The organism is Paenibacillus sp. SZ31 (assembly GCF_012912005.1).
GTDB lineage: Bacteria > Bacillota > Bacilli > Paenibacillales > Paenibacillaceae > Paenibacillus.
The window spans coordinates 332,405-354,147 of sequence record NZ_JABBEA010000004.1 but is presented as its reverse complement, the minus strand read 5'-3'; the positions used below and the strand labels follow the sequence as shown (position 1 = coordinate 354,147).

General features: G+C 48.3%; 19 protein-coding genes. 16 read left to right on the top strand and 3 right to left on the bottom strand.

The features are described 5' to 3' along the window. Positions 1–184: 184 nt before the first annotated feature. The 6 genes from HF638_RS11495 (at position 185) to HF638_RS11470 (ending at position 6,670) form a co-directional block, all read left to right on the top strand. Positions 185–1,843, top strand: coding sequence for an ABC transporter substrate-binding protein (locus HF638_RS11495; RefSeq protein WP_169480310.1), 1,659 nt, complete (start codon positions 185–187; stop codon positions 1,841–1,843). Between the two features lie 42 nt (positions 1,844–1,885). Continuing rightward, positions 1,886–2,881, top strand: coding sequence for an ABC transporter permease (locus HF638_RS11490; protein WP_169480309.1), 996 nt, complete (start codon positions 1,886–1,888; stop codon positions 2,879–2,881). Beyond that, positions 2,878–3,876: an ABC transporter permease gene (locus HF638_RS11485; protein WP_248278111.1), complete on the top strand. Its 999-nt coding sequence runs from the start codon at positions 2,878–2,880 to the stop codon at positions 3,874–3,876. The genes HF638_RS11490 and HF638_RS11485 overlap by 4 nt, the downstream gene beginning before the upstream one ends. Before the next feature lie 2 nt (positions 3,877–3,878). Further along, a complete protein-coding gene (locus tag HF638_RS11480; RefSeq protein ID WP_169480308.1) occupies positions 3,879–4,835 on the top strand; it encodes an ABC transporter ATP-binding protein in 957 nt (318 codons plus the stop codon). Then, a complete protein-coding gene (locus HF638_RS11475) occupies positions 4,825–5,427 on the top strand; it encodes an ABC transporter ATP-binding protein (protein WP_169480307.1) in 603 nt (200 codons plus the stop codon). Before HF638_RS11480 ends, HF638_RS11475 begins: the two co-directional genes overlap by 11 nt. A gap of 550 nt (positions 5,428–5,977) precedes the next feature. Next, positions 5,978–6,670: a stalk domain-containing protein gene (locus HF638_RS11470; RefSeq protein ID WP_169480306.1), complete on the top strand. Its 693-nt coding sequence runs from the start codon at positions 5,978–5,980 to the stop codon at positions 6,668–6,670. Between the two features lie 118 nt (positions 6,671–6,788). On the opposite strand, the gene HF638_RS11465 is transcribed toward HF638_RS11470, so the two are convergent. Beyond that, on the bottom strand, positions 6,789–8,798 hold the full coding sequence (locus HF638_RS11465) for a S9 family peptidase (RefSeq protein WP_169480305.1): 2,010 nt from the start codon (positions 8,796–8,798) through the stop codon (positions 6,789–6,791). 353 nt (positions 8,799–9,151) lie between these two features. Between HF638_RS11465 and HF638_RS11460 the strand changes: the two genes are divergently transcribed. From HF638_RS11460 to HF638_RS11435, 6 genes are all read left to right on the top strand, one after another. Beyond that, a complete protein-coding gene (locus tag HF638_RS11460) occupies positions 9,152–9,709 on the top strand; it encodes an STM3941 family protein (RefSeq protein ID WP_169480304.1) in 558 nt (185 codons plus the stop codon). Positions 9,710–9,754: 45 nt separating this feature from the next. Then, positions 9,755–10,618 carry an aldo/keto reductase gene (locus tag HF638_RS11455; protein WP_169480427.1) on the top strand — a complete coding sequence of 288 codons (864 nt, stop codon included), beginning with the start codon at positions 9,755–9,757 and terminating at the stop codon, positions 10,616–10,618. A 184-nt stretch (positions 10,619–10,802) separates the two neighbouring features. Then, positions 10,803–11,189 carry a GntR family transcriptional regulator gene (locus tag HF638_RS11450; protein WP_026081254.1) on the top strand — a complete coding sequence of 129 codons (387 nt, stop codon included), beginning with the start codon at positions 10,803–10,805 and terminating at the stop codon, positions 11,187–11,189. Beyond that, positions 11,182–11,880: an ABC transporter ATP-binding protein gene (locus tag HF638_RS11445; RefSeq protein WP_169480303.1), complete on the top strand. Its 699-nt coding sequence runs from the start codon at positions 11,182–11,184 to the stop codon at positions 11,878–11,880. The genes HF638_RS11450 and HF638_RS11445 overlap by 8 nt, the downstream gene beginning before the upstream one ends. Further along, positions 11,877–12,617 carry a hypothetical protein gene (locus HF638_RS11440; protein WP_169480302.1) on the top strand — a complete coding sequence of 247 codons (741 nt, stop codon included), beginning with the start codon at positions 11,877–11,879 and terminating at the stop codon, positions 12,615–12,617. The genes HF638_RS11445 and HF638_RS11440 overlap by 4 nt, the downstream gene beginning before the upstream one ends. A gap of 179 nt (positions 12,618–12,796) precedes the next feature. Then, on the top strand, positions 12,797–13,297 hold the full coding sequence (locus HF638_RS11435) for an LURP-one-related family protein (protein ID WP_169480301.1): 501 nt from the start codon (positions 12,797–12,799) through the stop codon (positions 13,295–13,297). 255 nt (positions 13,298–13,552) lie between these two features. Here the strand turns inward: HF638_RS11435 and HF638_RS11430 are convergent, their stop codons facing one another. Further along, positions 13,553–14,434, bottom strand: a complete 882-nt coding sequence (locus HF638_RS11430; RefSeq protein WP_169480300.1) for a WYL domain-containing protein — start codon at positions 14,432–14,434, stop codon at positions 13,553–13,555. After that, positions 14,382–15,737, bottom strand: coding sequence for a helix-turn-helix transcriptional regulator (locus HF638_RS11425; RefSeq protein WP_169480299.1), 1,356 nt, complete (start codon positions 15,735–15,737; stop codon positions 14,382–14,384). Before HF638_RS11425 ends, HF638_RS11430 begins: the two co-directional genes overlap by 53 nt. 227 nt (positions 15,738–15,964) lie before the next feature. Between HF638_RS11425 and HF638_RS11420 the strand changes: the two genes are divergently transcribed. The 4 genes from HF638_RS11420 (at position 15,965) to HF638_RS11405 (ending at position 21,659) form a co-directional block, all read left to right on the top strand. Next, positions 15,965–16,759: a nucleotidyltransferase domain-containing protein gene (locus HF638_RS11420; RefSeq protein ID WP_169480298.1), complete on the top strand. Its 795-nt coding sequence runs from the start codon at positions 15,965–15,967 to the stop codon at positions 16,757–16,759. Positions 16,760–16,777: 18 nt separating this feature from the next. Continuing rightward, positions 16,778–18,256, top strand: a complete 1,479-nt coding sequence (locus HF638_RS11415) for a 3' terminal RNA ribose 2'-O-methyltransferase Hen1 (RefSeq protein WP_169480297.1) — start codon at positions 16,778–16,780, stop codon at positions 18,254–18,256. After that, positions 18,253–20,931: a polynucleotide kinase-phosphatase gene (locus HF638_RS11410; RefSeq protein WP_169480296.1), complete on the top strand. Its 2,679-nt coding sequence runs from the start codon at positions 18,253–18,255 to the stop codon at positions 20,929–20,931. The genes HF638_RS11415 and HF638_RS11410 overlap by 4 nt, the downstream gene beginning before the upstream one ends. Before the next feature lie 95 nt (positions 20,932–21,026). Next, a complete protein-coding gene (locus HF638_RS11405) occupies positions 21,027–21,659 on the top strand; it encodes a copper amine oxidase N-terminal domain-containing protein (RefSeq protein ID WP_169480295.1) in 633 nt (210 codons plus the stop codon). Positions 21,660–21,743 lie beyond the last annotated feature (84 nt).

The following is a 21,743-nucleotide window of genomic DNA, read 5'->3' as shown; positions in this document are numbered from 1 at the left end:
TTTATAGAGCGGTACAAATGCTGTGTTATATAACTTTTCAATTATTTATTTCTGAAATATGAAAATATTTGGGTTTTGAAGTTAACTTTATTGACATATGTTTTGTGTTTTGTGCTACAATTTCCGTAAAAAGTAACACGAAATGAATGAGAGTAGCACAACTTTAGAGGGGGGAACGACCAGAATGGGCAGATTTTCATGGAGATGGGGAAAACGAAAAGTTAGAACAGGACTAGGCATCTTGCTTGTATGTTCCATTGGATTATCCGGTTGTGCACAGGGGACAGCGCCGGCAGCGTCATCGGCAGAGAACGGACAACCGGGGACAACCTCAACCAAAGACGAATTGGTATTAGCCGTGGGCACTGAGCCGGAAGGTGGGTTTGATCCGACAACCGGATGGGGGCAATATGGTTCGCCACTTTTCCAAAGTACTTTACTGAAGAGGGATGCCAAGCTACAGCTGGTTAACGATCTGGCAACTACATATTCTGTTAGTGAAGATGGTCTGGAATGGACAGTTACGCTTCGGGACGATGTGAAGTTTTCGGATGGGGAGCCGCTTACGGCTGAGGATGTGAAATTTACATTTGAAACAGCTGCCAAGAGTGGGTCCGTGATTGATCTGACCAATATGGCTGATGTGCAGGCACCTGATGATAGCACGGTCGTATTCACACTGAAGTCGCCGCAGTCCACATTCATCAGTCTGCTGACGACACTTGGTATTGTACCTGAACACGCCTATGGCGCTGATTATGCAGAGCATCCGGTCGGATCAGGACCGTACAAGCTGGTTCAGTGGGACAAAGGACAACAGGCCATTGTTGAGGCTAATGAAGAATATTACGGAAACAAGTCCGCGTTCCACAAACTCACCTTCCTCTATCTGGATGAAGATGCCGCCTATGCTGCTGCACAGGCAGGTACGGTGGATATTGCTGCTATTCCGGCAGCATTTAGCAAGCAACAGGTGAATGGCATGACATTGGAAGCCGTGAAAACCGTAGATAACCGTGGCATCATGTTCCCCATGCAACCTGCTGGTGCCAAGTCGGGCGATGGTCTTCCCGCAGGAAATGATGTGACATCCGATCTGGCGATTCGCCAAGCAGTGAATGTCGTGATTGATCGTAAGGCTTTGGTTGAGGGCGTACTGGAAGGGTACGGTCGTCCGGCTTATTCCGTCAGTGATGATCTGCCTTGGAGCAATGCGGAAGCCGTATTTACGGATGCCAATCTCGAAGAAGCGAAGCGCATTCTGGCGTCTGGTGGCTGGGTAGATGCGGATGGTGATGGTATCGTCGAGAAAAGCGGCGTTAAGGCCGAGTTCAATCTGCTTTATTTTGCAGGTGATTTAACAAGACAATCTCTGGCACTGGCTGCTGCGGATATGGTAGCCCAGGCGGGAATCAAAATCAATGTTGAAGGCAAAAGCCGTGAAGAGACGAAAAAGATGGCTTACTCCAACGCTGTATTGTTTGGGTGGGGCAGTCATGACCCTTTGGAAACGTATAACCTCTATAGCAGTACTCATAAAGGAGAAGGGTATTACAATGTGGGGCTGTACAGCAATCCTGTCGTGGATTCTTGGATGGACAAAGCCCTCCATGCAACCAGTGAAGAAGAGGCATTACCGTTCTGGCAGAAAGCGGAATGGGATGGAACAACAGGTTTCAGTTATCAGGGGGATGCGCCATGGGCGTGGCTCGTGAACATAGATCACCTGTATCTGGTTACGAATGGGCTGAACATTGGCGAGCAGCAGATCCATCCCCATGGTCACGGCTGGCCGGTGACAACCAATCTGGAGGAATGGTCCTGGGATAACAGTACAAAGTAGGAAACGTAACGGTAGCTTTAGCCTGAATTGGGGAGAGATTGGATGACAGGCAGGAATGGATGGGTCAGATTTGTTGTTTTTAAAGTGTTGCGACTCGTATCTTTATTGGTTGGAGTCAGTGTGTTGTCTTTTATATTAATGCAATTCTCTCCTGTTGATCCGATCGAAGCCTACATTGGTGGAGACATGATTAGAGTAAGTGCCGAACAGCGCAGTCTTATCGAAGAACGGTGGGGATTGAATGAATCCCCTACAGAACGATTGCTAACCTGGGGACAAGCGCTGATTCAGGGAGAGCTGGGAACTTCGATGATCTACAGACAACCTGTAGCAGATATTATTCAGGAACGGTTTATGAATTCTGTCGCACTTATGTCTGTAGCCTGGCTATTATCCGGCATCATCGGTTTCGCTCTTGGGGTAGTTGCCTCCATGAGACGGGATTCGAAGCTGGATCGTCTGATCTGTTGGTATTGTTATACGCTGGCCTCCACGCCGGTATTCTGGATTGCGCTGTTGTTGCTGATGGTATTTGGTGTATGGCTTGGCTGGCTTCCGGTTGGACTTGGAGTACCCGCAGGGATGTCAGCTGATCAGGTCACATGGGGAGATCGAGCTATTCATATGATTCTGCCAGCGTTGACTCTCAGCCTGACTGGGGTAGCTTCCATTGCTTTGCATACCCGGCAGAAGCTCACGGATGTGCTCGAGTCAGATTACATTCTGTTCGCTAGAGCCCGGGGTGAGCATGGATTTCAGCTGTTCCGTCGACATGGGTTCAGACATGTTGTTTTGCCAGCCATAACACTACAGTTTGCTTCATTCAGTGAACTGTTTGGTGGGGCTGTGCTTGCAGAACAGGTATTTTCATACCCCGGGCTGGGTCAGGCAACGGTCCAGGCTGGGTTACGCGGTGATGTTCCACTGTTGCTCGGACTTGTGATGTGCAGTGCAATCTTTGTTTTTACAGGTAATATGGTGGCTGACATTCTGTATCGCATGATTGATCCACGAATGAAGGAGGGGCTGATGTCATGAAGCAGACGATCGAACGCTCCTCCGAGCAGACTCCAGAAACAGCCGAAGTGCAGAAAGTGAACACTGCAACTCAAGAGGTGCGGCACTACATTAATCCGGAGCTGTTGCAAGCGGGGGCTGAAAAAGAGACAAGCCAAACTAGAAAAGGTTATGCGGGTGTCAGTAACCCACCTTTTCGCAATCCTCGCAAAAGGGCTTTGATCTGGGGGAGCCTCGCGGTGATGTGGATTGTAATCATATGGTTGACAGGCAGATTGCTTCCCGCTGGTTCTACGCTGACTTCATTAATGGATCGGAACCTGGCCCCAACCTGGGCGCATCCATTTGGCACGGATTGGCTCGGAAGAGATATGTTCATGCGCACGTTAAAAGGATTGGCAACCAGTATTCAAGTTGGATTGCTTGCTGCATGTGGCGGTGGACTGATCGCACTGTTGTTAGGTCTGGGGGCCGCTTCTAGCAAGGCTGCTGACCGAGTAATCTCGTGGATTATTGATTTGTTCCTCAGTGTGCCTCACCTGGTATCGCTGGTTATGTTGGCCTTTGTATTTGGTGGAGGTTTGGCAGGAGTGGCGACAGCAATCGCACTGACGCACTGGCCGAATCTGGCTCGGATTGTAAGAGCCGAGATGATTCAACTGAAATCCGCAGAATATATTCAGATTTCACACAAGTTAGGCCAATCGCGATTACGAATTGCGATGCAGCATATGCTGCCACATCTGGTCCCGCAGTTGTTCGTGGGCGTACTGCTAATCTTTCCCCATGCCATTCTGCATGAGGCAGCCATTACGTTTCTGGGGCTGGGGTTGTCCCCGCAACAACCGGCAATTGGAATTATTTTGTCCGAGTCGATGAGATATTTATCTGCTGGCATGTGGTGGCTCGCCTTTTTCCCGGGACTGGCATTGTTGTTGGTTGTTCGTGCGTTTGATGTATTGGGCAACAGTCTGAAGACGTTGACGGGTACAGGTAGTTCAAGGGAGGTGAGGTAAATATGGCTCTTCTTGATATTGAGGGTGTGTCGGTGTCGTTTCGGCGCGCTCGCGGCTGGTTTGCACATGAACAGACTTATGTCATTCAGAATCTGGATCTTTCCATAAACGAGGGTGAGATCGTGGCTGTTGTAGGCGCAAGCGGATCGGGTAAAAGTGTGCTGGCGCAGGCCATTATGGGTATTCTACCTGCCAATGCCAGGTTGGAGGGGTGTATTAGCTATAGCGGCGAGCCATTGACCCTGGAGCGGCAGCTTCATCTGCGTGGTGATGAACTGATGTTGATTCCACAATCCGTCAGTTATTTGGACCCGTTGATGAAGGTAGGAAGGCAAGTTCAGCCGGTAACCCGAGATTCCGGACGGAAACGAGGCTTCATAACTCGATCGCATATGAAAAAGACGGAGCAGGAGCTGACCGAACGGTATCATCTTCCTCAAGGAACAGCCGGGAAATACCCGTTTGAGTTGTCTGGAGGTATGGCAAGGCGGGTGCTAATGGCGACAGCGACCTCCGGTCAGCCGAAGCTGATCATTGCAGATGAGCCGACACCAGGCATCCATCCGGAAGTACTTGCTGAGACGATGAAGCAATTTCGTGAGCTCGCGAATGAAGGCGTAGCTATCCTGTGGATTACGCATGATGTTACGACAGCCCTGACGGCAGCGGATCGCATCGCTGTATTTTATGCGGGTACCAATGTAGAGACGGCGCAGGTGGATGATTTTAAAGGGAATGGAGAACGTCTGCGTCATCCATATACTAAAGCGCTCTGGGATGCGTTGCCGCAGAACGGATTTCAGCCACTCCCAGGCTCCCAACCGTTGGCAGGTCAAGAGATCACGACAGGCTGTTCATTTGCTCCCCGATGTAATGCAGTAACCGCTGTATGTACCCGCGAACGTCCAGAACTTCGTAAGGTACGGGGCGGAGAAGTTAGGTGTTTCCATGTCACTTGAAGCACGGGATGTGAGTTACCGTTACGATCCGAAATCATGGGTGTTCCAGCAGATGAATATGCAGGTGCAGCGGGGAGAAGTAGTTGGCTTGTGGGGGCCGAGTGGCTCTGGCAAAACAAGCCTTGGACGCATCCTTGCAGGATATGCCGAACCCATGGCAGGACAAGTACTTCTGGATGGAAAACCACTTCCTCGTACAGGAGCGTGTCCGGTTCAGCTGGTGTTCCAGCACCCGGAGAAGGCTGTGAATCCACGCTGGCGGATGCGTCGTGTACTTCAGGAGGCGGCTGTGCAGGATGAGCAGTTGCTCGAAGCGTTGGGGATTCAACAGACTTGGCTGGACCGCAGACCGGGTGAATTATCCGGTGGAGAACTGCAACGTTTCTGTGTGGCGCGAGCACTTGGTACAGCGACACGTTACGTGATCGCAGATGAGATGACGACGATGCTGGATGCAATCACTCAGGCACAGATCTGGCATACTGTGATGGGGGTGGCTCGCGAGCGTGATCTGGGATTACTGATCATAAGCCATGATCGGGATTTGCTGGATAGGCTATGCGACAGAATCACTCCGATGCCAACAATATAGTTTACTTACATCCATACAACGCATAGAGAAATAGGAACAGTTTGATCCAAATTTTTGCTGATAGGAAACCGTTCTAGTGATTTATGCAAAATGCAATGTGCTCATATAAAAAGGGTGTCACGGTAGTCAAACATGAACAAAAATCATGGACATGACTACGGGGACACCTTCTTTATTTTCAACGAACTGTACAGGTTAAGCCCTGCTTTAGGAATGGAACGTTGCATAGATGTGCATGAGTGAATCATGTGTATGGTCCGGAATTTGTGACTTTATTCATATAAGAACAACTTAACGAGCCAGAGAACAGTGGAGAGACAACAAAGATTATTTTTGTACGCCCCTGGTCCTGTTTTAGCCATTAATCGTTTACATCCTCTTACCAGATGCTATTATATTGCTAACATTTGATGGAACAACGGGCTGTTATCCGAATAAGCTCGTACCCATATATGATGAGCATAATTAATGAGCCTTTTGCATAAATCGAGCGAGCGTCATGAATCGTATGCTGCAAAAGGCTGACATTGAATTCAGGAGGCGTATTGGGATGAAAAACAAGAAGTGGTTGATTGCTGCGGGTGTGTTCGGCATGGTGTTGACGGGATCGGCAGGCGTATATGCAGGTACACAACTGGAGACGATCAAAGCTTATCTGAACCATGGACTCGCTATCGAAGTAAACGGGCAGAAATTTACACCGACAGGTGACCAGGGCAAAAAGCTTGCGCCAATTACGTATCAAGGCAGTACATATCTTCCCGTTCGTTCCATTGCAGATGCGTTGAAGACCGAAGTGAAGTATGATTCCCAGAACAATAAAGTTAGCATTGGTTCCTCCAGTTCTTCCGGCGGGTCAACCTCCACAGGCAACAGCGGATCGACATCACCATCTACAGGCACGAACACACAGGCGGCAGGCGTGAAGTCCAAGTATCTGCCAGCAGATTTCCCATTACCGAAAGATGCCAAGGCAACGAGCTTAATTGAGAGTAATGTAGGCGGCAGCGATAAAAAAGTAGTGCTTACGTACACAACAAAAGAAACATTGCTAACCGTTGGAACATCCTACAAAGACTACTACCAAACCAAAAACTTGAGCCAAAACAGTCAGGATATACAGGCTGACGGCTTCAGCATCGTGGGTCGTGAAGACAGTGAATATGCCGTAACCATCACAGGTTCGGTGTCTGCAACCAACAAGGATCTGAATGAAATCACTGTGGTGTGGGGAGAAGAGTAGTCTTCCCTTCTATAAAAGGTAAACCTTAAAAGCCGCCCGTTGAAATCATAACAGATTTCATTGGACGGCTTTTAAGGTTTAATCCCTATCGGGTTCTACACTCTGAACTAATAGTCCGTTACAGGTACTCGTTAAACCATCCGGCAATATGCTCCAGACGGCGTACCCTCAAGTGAGGATGACCGCCACGAGACAACTCATGGTTGGCGCCTGGGAACCGAACAAGCCTTGTGGTCTGCTTGCGTCGTTTCAACGCAACGTATAACTGCTCGGCCTGTTCAATCGGACACCGCAGATCCTGTTCGCCATGTAAAATGAGTAGCGGCGTACTCACGTTGCCAACGTAAGCGAGCGGAGAATGTTTCCACAGCTTTTCGATGTCATCCCACGCGTTACCGCCAATCTGGTCTTCTGTGAAGAAATATCCAATGTCACTTACACCGTAGAACGATAGCCAATTGGAGATGGAACGCTGGGTAACTGCGGCCTTAAAGCGATCCGTGTGTCCAACAATCCAGTTGGTCATGAAGCCACCATAACTGCCTCCAGTTACGCCCAATCTGGATTCATCGATAAACTCATAGTGGGATAGGGCATAATCCACGCTCTCCATGAGATCACGATAATCGCCACCGCCGTAATCTCCGCGACAGGCGTCTACAAACTGCTGCCCATATCCAAGGCCCCCGCGTGGATTGATGTACACAACAGCGTAGCCTTGTGCGGCGAGAATCTGGAACTCGTGCATAAATGTAAAACCATACATCATGTGCGGGCCGCCATGAATCTCCAGAATGGTCGGGATTTTGACCCCGTCGACCATGCCATGAGGTTTCATGATCCATCCTTGCAGCCGCAGGCCATCTGAGGAATTGAACCAGAAGGTTTCCGGTGTACTAAGGTGGATCTCACCCTCAAGCTGTGGATTGCTACGAGTGAGTTGAATGGGCTCTACGCCGGAATCTTCCGGCTGTTCATACAGATAGATGTCACCAGGACTTCGTGTATCGGCAACAGCGGCAACGATCTGCCCATTTTCCAACTCGGCAAACTGATAAATTTCCCGTTCGTCAGGCAATATATAGTCGGCACTGCTACCGTCTCGTGCGAATTTGGCGATGCGTACACTACCATGGATGGTCGCTAGACAAAGGATGGATGATCCATCCCGACTGAATACAGGCCCCGTGGTTGTCAGATGTGATCTCATGTCGCCAACAATGCTGTGATTCAACTGTACGTCCCAATCGGTGCTTAGACATACGAGTTCACCACCTGATATCGGAAGGGTGTACAGCTTAACAAGCGTGGCATTTCCATAGGAACGGTCGCTGGCGAGCAGTGCCAGGGATTGTCCATCCGGTGCGAAAGTTAGTCGGCTGAACGTATATCCTTCCGGGGTCAACTGCTGCACATCCGATCCGTCTGCCTTGGCAAGGTACACATGATTAGTCAGGGTGTAATCGTTATGATCCTCGCCTTCTTCGGGCAGCTGCGCGATCCATACGATGGATGTTCCGTCCGGTGACCAGGCATAGTCTCCAACGTCATAATGACCTGTAGTTACAGGCGTTGCTTCCGCGTCGTTCGGCGTGATGGTGAAGAGGTGGGAACGTCTTCCGTTCCATAATCCTCCGGCATCTGACTTCATGCGAATCCGGTCTACAACATGTTCTTGCGGTAGTTTATGTTCATTGTCTTTAGGGTCTGTAAGTTCTAAGTCTTCTTGTCCGCTTATATCCACGGATGATTTCACAAGTAAAGTATGGCCATCTGGTGACCAGAGCAAGGAACTGACGCCATGTTTCAGGTGACTGATTTGCCGTGCCTCTCCGCCATCTGTTGCGATGATCCACACTTGGGATTTACCATCATTCTCTCGTATAAAAGCAAGCTGAGACCCATCTGGCGACCAGGCGGGGGAATGATCCTTCTCTCCAGAGGTAAAGGGCCTGTCCTTTTGACTCCCCAGATGCAGCAGTCTTAGGTGAGAACAATAACCGTCACGTGCTTCATTCGTTTTCCGGCTTACATATACCAGTTGTCCACCTTGAGGGGACGGAGTCGGATCGTTAACCCATGTAATCTGATAAAGATCTTCCGATGTGATGCCGCGCTGACTCATCATTGTTTGTCCTCCCACCATGAATTAGAATTGGTTGATTTCCTAACCTTTCCATTTATATTAACGGAAAGCTAGTGACACGACAATAAGGTTGTTCTGTCATCGGAGTGGCAAGTGTAAATATTCTTTGTTCAATTCATATAGGTGTGTTAAAAGGATTTGCTCGAAGGATGACGAATCCTAATGTTGAATAAGCGCAGAATTGATGAAAAATTGTCTTAATCCAAATGTTTAACATGGGTGAAATTAGTTTAATGGACAATGCAATTCATGTTCTATATTCAGGTATTTGATTCAAAGCACTTCGTTTATATATAACTCTTATGATTCAGTCGCAATGGAGGAGGAACGTCACGTTGAGCACATCCTATGAGCAGCATGTGGAATATCCAAACCGAAAACGAATGGCGTGGCTTACAGCAGGGGCGGCACTTTTTGTGGCAGCCGGATTTTTTTTGATTTTTGATGGTTCCTCAGTTACGAATGATTCCATCCTTTCGGGTGTGATAGGTTTCCTTTCCGTTTTGTTTTTCGGGCTATGTTTCTGCTACAGTCTGGTAAAGATGATTAAGAAGGAACCTTCTTTTGTCATCGATGAGGATGGGTTTGTGGATTCATCTTCTTATACCGCAGGAGGGGCAGTGGCCTGGAGAGACGTTGAGAATATTTTTATGTATGAATTAATGGGTCAGAAAATGATCGGGGTTAAACTGCGGGATGAGAAAGCCTTTTTGGATCGCCAGAATGGGATGAAACGCAAGTTAATGACGGTCAACAGCAATATGGTCGATGCGACCATCAGTGTTGCCCAAAGTAGCCTCACATTGCCACTAGATCAATTGTATATCATGATGATGAGCCACTGGAGACATGTGAGTGATAGCATGATTCATGATTCGTATAGTCGTCGTTAGAGGGTCACAAGGTCCATAGAGATTCAGAATGGAGGAATATAGATGATGCATAGTAATGCAACACGCACGATTCTGCTTCCAGATGGAACTGCCCTGCCTGCGATAGGACAAGGCACTTGGAATATGGGAGAGAAGCAATCCAGCCGGGAAGAAGAAGTACGGGCACTGCGTTCCGGTATTGAACAGGGAATGAGCGTGATTGATACAGCCGAGATGTATGCAGAAGGTGGGGCTGAAGTTGTTACGGGAAAGGCTATCTCGGGCTATCGTGACGAAGTCTTTCTCGTATCCAAAGTGTATCCCCATCACGCGGATCGCAAGCAGATGATTACGGCCTGTGAACGCAGTCTCAAGCGCTTAGGAACAGATCGCCTGGATCTGTATCTGCTCCACTGGCGCGGAGGAGTACCGCTTGAAGAGACAGTTCAGGCTTTGGAACAATTGAAGCAATCCGGTAAGATCCTGCGTTGGGGTGTATCGAATCTGGATACAAGGGATATGCAGGAGTTATGGAACCTGCCGGAGGGTGCTCAGTGCATGGTGAATCAGGTGCTGTACCATGCAGCTTCGCGTGGTATTGAACATGATCTGCTCCCCTGGATGCGGGAACGGCATGTTCCAGTGATGGCGTATTGTCCACTGGCTCAGGGTGGCAGACTTCGAAGTGAATTGTTGGAGCATCCGGTCATTCAGGAGATTGCACAGGATCGAGGAGCTACGACTTCGCAGATCGCATTAGCCTGGGTGATCAGGGACGGAGATGTGCTGGCGATTCCCAAGGCAGTACAGCTGAATCATGTGGCAGACAATGCGGCAGCAGTGAACATTGTTTTGACACCAGAGGAACTGACACGGTTGAATGAGGCATTCCCTGCGCCTAAAGGCAAGGTACCTTTAGATATCGTGTGAAATACGACTAATAAGTTACGCAGAGCAGATCTTCACGATCTGCTCTTTTTTTGTATGTATATCGATAGGCGGAAGCTTGTCCGTCCATTGTGTAAATCTAAATTTTAACAAATGGGCTTTACAATGTTATCTTACTAGTGTACTATTTAACTAACACAACAGTACAGAGAGGAGCGAGAGCTTTGTGACTATGGAATTTGATAACAACTTACCGATCTATCTGCAGATCATGCAGTACATCAAGAGACAGATTGTGACCGGAACACTTCAGGCAGGTGACAAAATTCCTTCGGTTCGTGAACTCGCGGCTGAATTACAGATCAATCCAAATACAGTACAACGGACATTTCAGGAGCTTGAGCGGGAAGAAGTGGTCGAAACCAAACGGGGCTTGGGCAGATACGTGACAAGTGAGGAGCGGAAGATTATGACGATCAAAAAAGAGATGGCCGGTGAATTGCTGGAACGCTTTCTGACCGGAATGCAGGAACTGGGGATCGAAGAGCAGGATATCTTATCCATCGTAGCCGATGCCGTTGCGGAAGGAAAGGGAGGAACAACGCATGAGTAACATCCTTGAACTGAACCAGATTAACAAGACGTATGGTAATAAGAAAGCGCTCAGTAATATTACATTGGATATTGCTCCAGGCCGAATTGTAGGTCTGTTGGGTAGCAACGGCAGTGGCAAGAGTACGCTCATGAAGCTGGTTGCAGGTTTGTTGCATCCTAGCAGTGGCACGATTCAGGTTACTGGTAAACCAGTTGGTCTGGAGACGAAGTCGCTAGTTTCATTTATGCCGGATCGCCCATTGACCGAGAAGTGGATGAGAGTGCGGGATGCGATTGCGTACTATCGCGATTTCTATACTGATTTTGATGAAGAGAAGGCACGGGAGATGCTGGAATTCATGAACCTTGTCGAGAGTGACCGGGTACGGCATTTGTCAAAAGGTATGAATGAAAGACTACAACTAACACTGGCGCTATCTCGTAAGGCTCGTCTGTATTTGCTGGATGAGCCTATTGGCGGAGTAGACCCGGTTGCGCGTGGCAAGATTCTGGATGCGATCGTCAAATTCTATGATGAAGAGAGCAGTCTCATCATCTCCACGCATCTTGTGAATGATATCGAACGGATTTTTGATGAAGTGGTCTTCATTCGTGAAGGTCAACTGGTGATGCGGGAAGAAGTGGAAACACTCCGTCTGAAGTTTGGAAAAAGTGTGGATGAGATGTTCAAGGAGGTCTATGCGGAATGATGACATTATTGAAGTATGACTTTAGAAGGAACTGGAATACACTGCTGGCTGGGCTAGTTATTTTGATTATCGCTCAAGTGGGGTTGTCCCTTTTCATGTCTGAGGTCACAGGGATTGTGCTTGGCATTATGGGTTATGTTGGAGTAGGCGTGGCTATTTATGTGAAAATGATCAAAACATACACGTCCAATATTCGCTCTTATAATCGCCGTCTGTTACCCGTAACGGGCCTGTCACATGTGTTGTCTCCTTTGATCTTTGGACTACTTTGTGGGTTGGGGTTGGTGATTATTTTTACGACTCATGCCTACATCTATATTTCAATGAAGCTCAGAATGAACATGGCTAGCAATATTGATCTTTCGGGTCTGCATGTTTCGGATTATATTAGTTTGTTGCTGTTTGGAGCATGGGTTATGGTATTCATGACCGTCATTATCTTCCTTTCAATCTCGATTGCAGGCAGCTTCCGCTGGAGAACTGGACCATGGATCGGAATCGTTGCATTCTTTGTCCTCGTTAATCTGATTGGCTGGTTGGAGAATATTATTACGACTGGACGCTTCAGTCCAAATGAGATGTTCCGGTATACGGAAGAAAGTACAGGTATTGCAATCACAGCCAATGGTGTATTATGGTCGGACGGCATGTGGGGAAGCATTGTATTTGAAGTCATTGTGGCGGTCATCTTGGTGTGGGCTACCATTTATCTGAACAACAAAAAAGTTGAAGTCTGATGACAGGATAACTTGAACAATAACGCGAGCAACCAGGGTTGCTCGTTTTTTATATCCGGAAATGTTCCACTTTTTGAATCCAATTCCATTAATTATACGTAAATAAAGATATAGTGTGCACTGGGTGTGAGATGAGGTTAAGAGAACGAAAGGGCACTTGAGGGAAAGGGGAAATCGTTATGGAATTATATTTCAGGGATAACTTTTTTAACGCAGGTTACACCGAGATTATGAATCCGAACCAGGAACAGGCCGGGCATCTGGATCTGAAAAGTATCTTTGGCTCTTCGCTCGATGTATCGGATAACTCAGGATTGGTCTGCAGCGGCAAATTTCGCATGTTAACGAATCGTTGGGATATCACGGCAGCAGATGGGAGACACCTGGGTGTATTACGGGCGAGGTTCAGTTTCTTTAGCAAAAAGTATGAATATGACGCAGGATCACGAGGAACGTATGATGTGTCTGCTCCAGCATTTTCGCAGGAATATGATATAAGTGGCAGTGGTGGACGCATCGTAGCCAGTTTCCGTCGTACCAGCGGCTGGTTTAGTTCAGGCGCATTTGTATTAGACAACCAGTCGGAACAACTGGACACGTATGAATTAATTGCGGTGGTTATGGGTGTGCACGCGATTAATAAAAGACGGAACTCGGCTGCCGGCAGCGGTGGAACATAGTATTGAAGCGCAGTAACCGTCGTATTAGCAAAAGTAGTCTCTTCAGGGTTCGCTGAATCTTGTTTATAGCATAGTGTTGAATCCAGGATACGAGCTTAGTGGAATGAGGTAAAGCTGGTTGCCGCTGATAAGTTTACGACATTTTTACGAGCAAGTAGGTACACGAAAAAAAGGTTTGGATTAGATTATCCAGACCTTTTTGTGTATGGGTTTGCTTTTTGAACAATGGTTTATGGTTAATACAGTCTTACATAATCAATGACTATCGGCATTCGCGAGAGCTTCATCATGCTGGTGCTGTAAGACGCTTCGCGTGCGTTCAGAATGTTGATCAGGTTCAGATTTCGCATAACGGGCTAATGCCTTTGCAGCTGTCTCGGACATGCGTTCCCGCAGCACCGTGTGGTCTGCGATTCGAACCCGTTTACCCAGAAAACGCATTTTGGATAAGACATAATCCATCTCGTTGCGAGGGATAGTAAGTTCGATCCGATATGTCTGCTGGGCTTCCATGTACTCAACCTGTTTCTCAAAGCAGGAGAAGGCATAGAGGATTCGGGACAATTCCTGATTGAACTCAGGCAGGACTTCGATAGTGATGGTCGTCTTACGCTTCTCCGTTATCGCAGCGATTCGGGCAGTGTAGCCAGAACGGGTATCCGGCTCAACCTGTTGGGCTTCCACGGTAACGATGCTGTGCAGCTTGGTGGACATGAGCTTGTCGAAGCGAGGAGCATACCAGAGCACGTACCATTCTTTTTTAACCATGGAATATTCCAGTTTGTACGGGAAGCCAAATTCATCATGGCTTGTGCGTCCATTGCGGACGCGACCCGTCATTCGAAATCCCTGATGATGCAGAATGATTAGCCGTAATTGTCGAAGAAGTGGGTGAGAGACACTGTTTTCTTCGCTTTTAGCTTTTTCGGTTAGATAATCCTGAAGGTTCAGGTCTTGCTCTCCATTCAGCATGTTGTGCATTTTATCCAACGTTACAGAGCTCAGCGCTTCTCTCGCAGCAGGGTGATTCAGCATCATGCGAAGCCAGGCCCGTTCCTGTGAGGTCCAGGTGAACAGTCCGGTTTCATTCAGTCGTGTCATCATCTGGTAATTGAACATCTTCTCGAACAGGTTCATAGTATTCCGCAATCTCCTTCCATTCCTTGATCATCTCCTGGCGTAATCTCTGAGGTGCGATTACTTCGCAGCTTGAGCCAAAACTCCGTAACCACGGTTTGATCTCAGTGGTACCGTTGACCTGGATTTCATAGAGAAAAGTGTGATCCGTTTCGGGTGTGATCTTGCCCCATTGACCTTGCAGACGAACCCGATCCAGAATGAAGTTACGCTGACCACGCTCCGGGTGGAAAAAACGAGCTTGAACCGTCACGGTATTTCCCGTATCCACGAGCCAACTGTAGCGACTAATGTCGGTCCACTGCTGCTTCAGTTCGAGCATGTATTGCTCTTCTACTGAATCTTGTTCCTCCAGCTGAGTTATGCCTTCCATCCGGAATTTCACAAAGCCGCGGCGGCCCTGATATCCAATTACATACCAACGACCATACTGATGGTCATAGACCACTTCAAGGGGCACGATCCGGTTGGATCGACCACCTGCTTCCCGTTCGAAGCGTGGATTCGTATTCTGTGAACTGTAACTGGATGGTTTTTTTGGTGAAAAGTACAGGAACTGCACACGTTTGCGCTGGCGAATCGCACCAAGCAGTGTGTAGAGATGCGCTTCATCCAGGATACGAGAATAATAGTGATACTTATAGATATAGGGTTCGGTAGCTTCTTCCTGCGGATAACTTGCCGTAATGGCTTTCTTCAGACTATCCCGTAATAAGTACCCTTGTACGGAAGGCACCTGGGTGTTCGCCATAATATCCACAAAATCATACAACTCCAGCTGTTCCTCCACTGTTAATTCGGTAAGGACATCCTGTTGCAAGGCATATCGATACGGTCTGCCACCGGGCTCTTTTCGAATGACCCCAACCTCTTCCAGATACTTCAGATCGGAGCGAATGGTTTTCTCGTCAGGTAATGCCAGATCTTCCGGCAGATCAGCGCAGCAGGCGTCCAGCAGTTCCATCGCCGTTAAGGCTTTATCTTGTAAGGTATGCAAAAGCACAGAAAGTCGCTGAACCTCAGTCTCTTTCATCGACTTGGCGCGGAAGAGGAAGAGCAGCATGGGCTCTGCCGATTCTCCGTACTGGAAGCGGACGAGATCAGCCATTTCCCGGCTTGCTTCGGCACCTGAGCGTTGATCAGCGACAGTTTGCATGATTTCTTTTAATCTGCGATTGGTTTTATCAAAGGTATGTACGGATATGCCAAGCCGCTCGGCATACTGTTTACGGTTATATGCACCACTTGTTAGGGATAACATGCGTAAGAACTGAATTTCTTTGTCAAAACTCTCTCTTGCCATGAACATTCACTCCTTGTTTATCCCTTCATTGTAGCAGGATGAGTGGCAGGTTTCATTTTAAACTTATGAAGGTCGTCATACTTTTGCCATGTTCGTGTGCAGATGTGTGAGGCATAATGAGGGCATAGAGCAGAGTAGCAGACTTGAATTCATCCGGGAAACGATCTGTAACGGGAATGGTAATCCGTGATATATAACGAAATTGTGTTTAAAGGAGGCAACTGACGATGACCTATGTTCATGAAGAAATGAAAGATATGATCAGACAACAATTGAAGCAGATTGAACAGGAGGAGCAGGTACGGATCATCTATGCCTGTGAATCAGGCAGTCGGGCGTGGGGGTTTCCTTCACAGGATAGTGACTATGATGTGCGTTTCTTATATGTAAGACCGCTGGAATGGTACTTGTCGATTGAGGATAAAAGGGATGTTATCGAACGCCCGATCAGTGATCAGCTCGACATCAATGGTTGGGATCTGCGCAAGGCGTTGAAGCTGTTCCGCAAATCCAATCCCCCACTGTTGGAGTGGCTGCAATCACCCATTCAGTATGATGAACAGTATAGCGTGGCACAGCATATCCGGGCATTGTCGCCTTTGACCTTCTCGCCCAAGTCCTGCATGTATCATTATCTGAATATGGCAAAGGGCAATTTTCGGGATTATTTACAAGGTGAGCAGGTGAAGATCAAAAAGTATTTTTACGTGCTGCGCCCCTTACTGGCTTGTGGCTGGATCGAACGTTATGATGCGATGCCACCTATGGCATTCGAAGAGCTGGTGCAAGAACTTGTACCTGCGACGACACCGCTATATTCGGAGATTCATGAGTTGCTGCGCCGGAAAAAGGCGGGCGAGGAACTGGATCTGGAGCCGCAGTTGCCGGCAATACAGGCTTTTTTGGCGGAGAGAATCGAACATTTTGACAGACTTGCCGGACAGATGGAGAATGAGCAAATAATTGAATTTGAAGAATTGGACCAGATTTTCCGATTTGCATTGCAAGAGGTATGGAATTGAATCAAAGGAGGAGAATCGATGCATCTGATCTTGAAAGCAAGCGGCGCTGACGCGGGGGTTGTATCCCACTTGTTAGCTAAAAATCCGCTGAATATATATGACCGCGTAGACAAAGGTGTACGTGTAAGAATGGTGTACACTACGGCTACAGAGAACGAAACAGAAGTACTAATTCATGCCGAGCCTGATCCTGTGGATCTGGTCAGAGGTACACCTGATGGGTATGACATTACGCAATATATCAATGATCGTGAGTTCGTGACCAGCAGCCTGTTCTGCTCCTACATACGTGGGGCGCTCGGGACGGCCCTGAATGGTAAGCCCAAGGAAGATTATGTGCAATGGGTAGGTCATGCTTTCGAGTTGGAATTGACCTTTGGCCCGGTGGCCTCCGATCTCCCGGATCGGGTTGTAGAGGAATTATTCTCTCCATTAGGTTACGCCGTTTCGGTGGAACGTGGAGAACTTTCGTATTCATTTGATCTGAAAAATAGAAGTACGGTTCGCCATATCATTCTGCGTGGTCGTAACACGATACAACAAGCACTGCGTCAGCTTTTTCTACTGATTCCAGTGCTGGATAATTACAAACATTATTTCATCAGTGAAGATGAGATCGATAAAATCAAACGATATGGTGAAGGGTGGCTGGACGCTCACCCACTGAAAGAACTCATTGTGAAGCGTACGCTACGTTTTGCCGAACTGATCCGTCAGTATGAGCGTCAAGAGGGTGCTTTGTCTGTGTCTTTTGGACAGGAGAGCGGAATAGGTCAAGTCACCGATACGGTCATTCAGGAGAATAACGTGGGACATCGGGAAGAAGGAGAACAAGGGCATTCGGGGTCCGAGTCAGATAGCGGACAATCTGAACCTCCAGTGCGGTTAAACGAGTTGCGTTATCGTGCGATTACAGATGTGGTTGCAGCGTTGCCAATCAAACGGAGCATTGTTGATATGGGGGCCGGTGAGGGCAAGCTGTCTGCCCGCTTATCCTACATTCCCGGAGTGGAATCAATTCTGGCAGTCGAACCTTCAGGCCAGTCACGACTTCGAGCCATGGAGCGTTTTGCGAAGCTGGAGGGTCGTTCTGGAGTGGCGGCTATGCCGGAGCCGATCATCGGTTCATTGTTTTATTTTGACGAGCAGATGCAAAACCAGGACGTCATGATCCTGTGCGAAGTCATTGAGCATATCGAGGAATATCGTCTGAACGGAATTATGGATACAATCATGAACGATTATCAGCCAGAAGTGTTGTTGGTCACTACACCGAACAAGGAATATAACGATGTGTACGCAATGGAGCAGGAAAGTTTCCGTCACCATGATCATCGCTTTGAGTGGACTCGTGCGGAGCTGGCTTCCCGGTGTGAAGAATGGACGCAGCACGGAAACTATGGCTATGAAATTAAGGGTATCGGTAAGCATGTAGAGGGCTATGGACAGCCTACCCAACTGGTCATTTTTGAGCGGAGAAAGGAGAGCCATTCATGAGGAAAGAAACGGAATCTAACGAAGTAGCGGGTGCAGGTAGAGGCCGGCAGAATCGGGAAAGTGGTTCGGAGGGAAGACAGCGGGAGATTCGTCTGCCCCATGCAGGTATCGTCGTTCTTGTCGGCCCGTCCAACAGTGGCAAAAGTACGTTGCTGGATCGTCTCGTCGCAGAAAACGTCATTCGCCGCACGGAAGCCGTCTCATCCGATCAATTCCGCATGCTGGTTGGAGATGATGAGTATGTGGATTGGAAACACCGTCCCCGCAGTGAAGCGGATGTAATCTATGCGGAGTATCAGCAAGTATCGGCGAAAGCATTTGAAGCGATGGAGGCGATGCTCGCAACCCGCTGCCGTCTGAACAAGCTGACCTGGGTCGATGCGACACATCTGTATCCCGAGGATCGTGAGCGCCTGATTCAGGTGGCAAGGAAAGCTCATGTGCCTGTAATTGCTGTGGTCCTGGATATTCCGGAAAAGGAACTGCTGGAACGTGATGCCCAGCGGGAGTATCCGCGTGGACGTCAACGGGTGAAGCAGCAGGTGCAGCAGTTCAAGCGTACATTACGCTCGATCCGTGAGGATGGCTTCGATGCCAGTTATGTGCTGAAACAGCCGGATGAGATTACGTTTGTCCGCACATCCAATCCGCTGGTGACCGACATGGGTACAGGTATTGATATCATCGGAGATATTCATGGCTGTTACGATGAAATGATGGAATTAATCGTGCGTCTCGGGTATGTGGACGAGAATGGAAGTGGCCTGTACCGTCACCCTGAAGGACGGAAATTGGTCTCCGTTGGTGACGTAACGAGCCGTGGGCCAGAATCGTTACAATGTCTGTTGTTCTGGCAACGGCATTGTGCCGCTGAGCTTGCCTACATGATTGACAGTAATCATGGCTGGAAGATCGCACGTTATCTGGATGGTCGTGACGTGACGTTGAGTCATGGTGACGAACGGGTGGAGATGGAACTGCTACAGCTTGAGCAGGAGCAAGGTCAGGAGACAGCAAAGCGAGTACGTGCAGAGCTTAAGGCATTTCTGCTTGATGCACCATCTCATCTGGTGTTTTCCAGTAACGGGGTAAGACAGGTGGTTGTTGCACACGCAGGGATTCGAGATCATTTTATCGGAAAACAGTCCAAACGCATTCAGGATTACTGCCGATATGGCGATGTGGAGGGTACGGATGAGCAGGGTCGGCCTGTGCGCAAGGATTGGTACGTGGATCACAATTCAGGTGAATGCATCGTTTGGGGACATGATCCTCGTCCATATCCTACGATTGTGAATGATACGGTCAACATCGATCAAGGTGTCGTTTTTGGTGGCATGCTCACTGCGTGGCGAATGCCAGAACGTGAGGCAGTTAGTGTTCCGGCCAAGCAGGATTATGCGGGAGATCCGGATAGTCCATTAAAGCGCTGGGAACAGCGGCGTTTTGCTCCACCCAACATACGGAAGTTCAAGGAGGGTTTCACGGTTCAGACAGCATCCAAACTTGATGTGTCTGTGCACGGTGAGGTGGCGAAGACAGCGATTGATACATTTTCCCATTATACTGTACCGCTGGAAGAACTGATCTACATCCCGCCTACGATGAGTCCACCGCCGGGTGTGTGTTCTGTAGAGGGATACCTGGAGCATCCACAGGATGCGTTCCAATATTATCGCTCACAGGGCGTTACCCGTATGGTTGCCGAGAAGAAACACATGGGCAGCCGGGCCATTTTGCTTCTCTTCCGCGATGAGCAAGCTGCAGTGCAGCGAGTGGGCCGACCGATGCTGGGGAACATTGTGACACGGACGGGCCGATCCTTTTTTGACCCTTCGACAGAGCAAGATGTGCTTTCCAGATTACATGCGGACTTGACCGCAGATGGTTATTTTGATCGTCATCAGACAGAGTTCGTACTGCTCGATGCGGAGATTGTACCTTGGAATCTGAAGGCGCGTGAGCTGATTGCTTCACAGTACGCACACGTGGCCGAAGCCTCGCTCATGGATCGCTCTACGGTGCTGGACAAACTGCGAGAAGCTGAAGCGGCAGGTCGTAAAGTAGATGAGTGGTTGCAGGAGACAGCAGGTAAACTCGCTAATGCCGAGACGTTCCGCGATGTATTCCAGAAATACTGCTGGGATGTGGATGATATCGGGGACATTCGGATTGCACCGTTCCACACACTGGCACATAGCACAGGAGCATCTTGGGAGCAAACACATGAATGGCATATGGAGCAGAACCGTGAGTTCGCTCGCATGTCGACCCTGATGATGGAGACGGAGTATCGCGTGATCACAAGTGAGGCAGATGAAGCGGATGTCATTCGTTGGTGGGATGAGATTACGGCGGAAGGCCATGAGGGAGTTGTGATCAAACCCGAAACATTCCGCGCCTGGAATAGCAACAAAATGATTCAGCCTGCGATTAAAGTACGAGGACGTGCATATTTGCACATCATCTATGGTATGGATTACCTGGCACCCGAGAATCTGTCCCGGCTTCGTAAACGCAAAACATCCAAAAAAGAACGCCACGCCTTAATGGAGAGTGCATTGGGGATGGAGGGTATTGAGCGCTTTATACGTAGAGAGCCAGTGGAACGAATTCATGAATGTGTGCTGGCAACGCTATCACTGGAGTCGGAGCGAGTGGACCCGCGTTTGTAAACTGTTATGTGAAAATAAATTTATGTATTCACCTATAATGTATGGGTAATTATGGTATGATACTCTGGCCAAACTAATTGCTGGAGGTTATCCATATGCGTATCAAAGTAATAAGCAGTTTGCTTGCCATGTTCATGATTTTTGCTACCGTAGCGTCTGCTCACCCAGGAAGAACAGATGCCAATGGAGGGCACACCTGTCGCACCAACTGTGCAAAATGGGGTCTGAAACAAGGGGAATATCATTATCACAACGGAGGTTCCTCTTCGAGTTCCAAATCTTCCTCTTCAAGCTCATCCAGTTCGGGAAGTACCAAGAAAAGTAACAAATCTTCAACGGCAACCCAAAAGAAAGCTGCTCCTAAACCAGAATATATCAAGTCTTCTGTTCAGGTGAAGGTGAATGGTTCCAAAGTTATTTTCACTGAATCTCCTATTGTAATGAATAACACGAATCTTGTACCACTACGTGAGATGGCCAAAGCAATGAAAGCCAAAACGTCTTGGGACAGTAAGACTCAAACTATTACGGTTACCAAAGATAAGTACAAGCTAATCTTTACCTTGGGTAGTAAAAAGGTGAAGGTGAACGGGAAAGAGGTCACCCTGCAGGCAGCACCCAAAGAAATTAAGGGAACGACGTACATTCCGCTCAGAGTTTTGGTAGAAGGGCTTGGAGCATCCCTCACTTCATCCGGTAATACGCTGACGGTGAAAGTGAAAGAATAAGAAATCATATAGAAGCAGGTTGGGAGCTAATCCTAACCTGCTTCTATTGCATACACAGATGTATTTATTTTGAGGAGTCCTCAT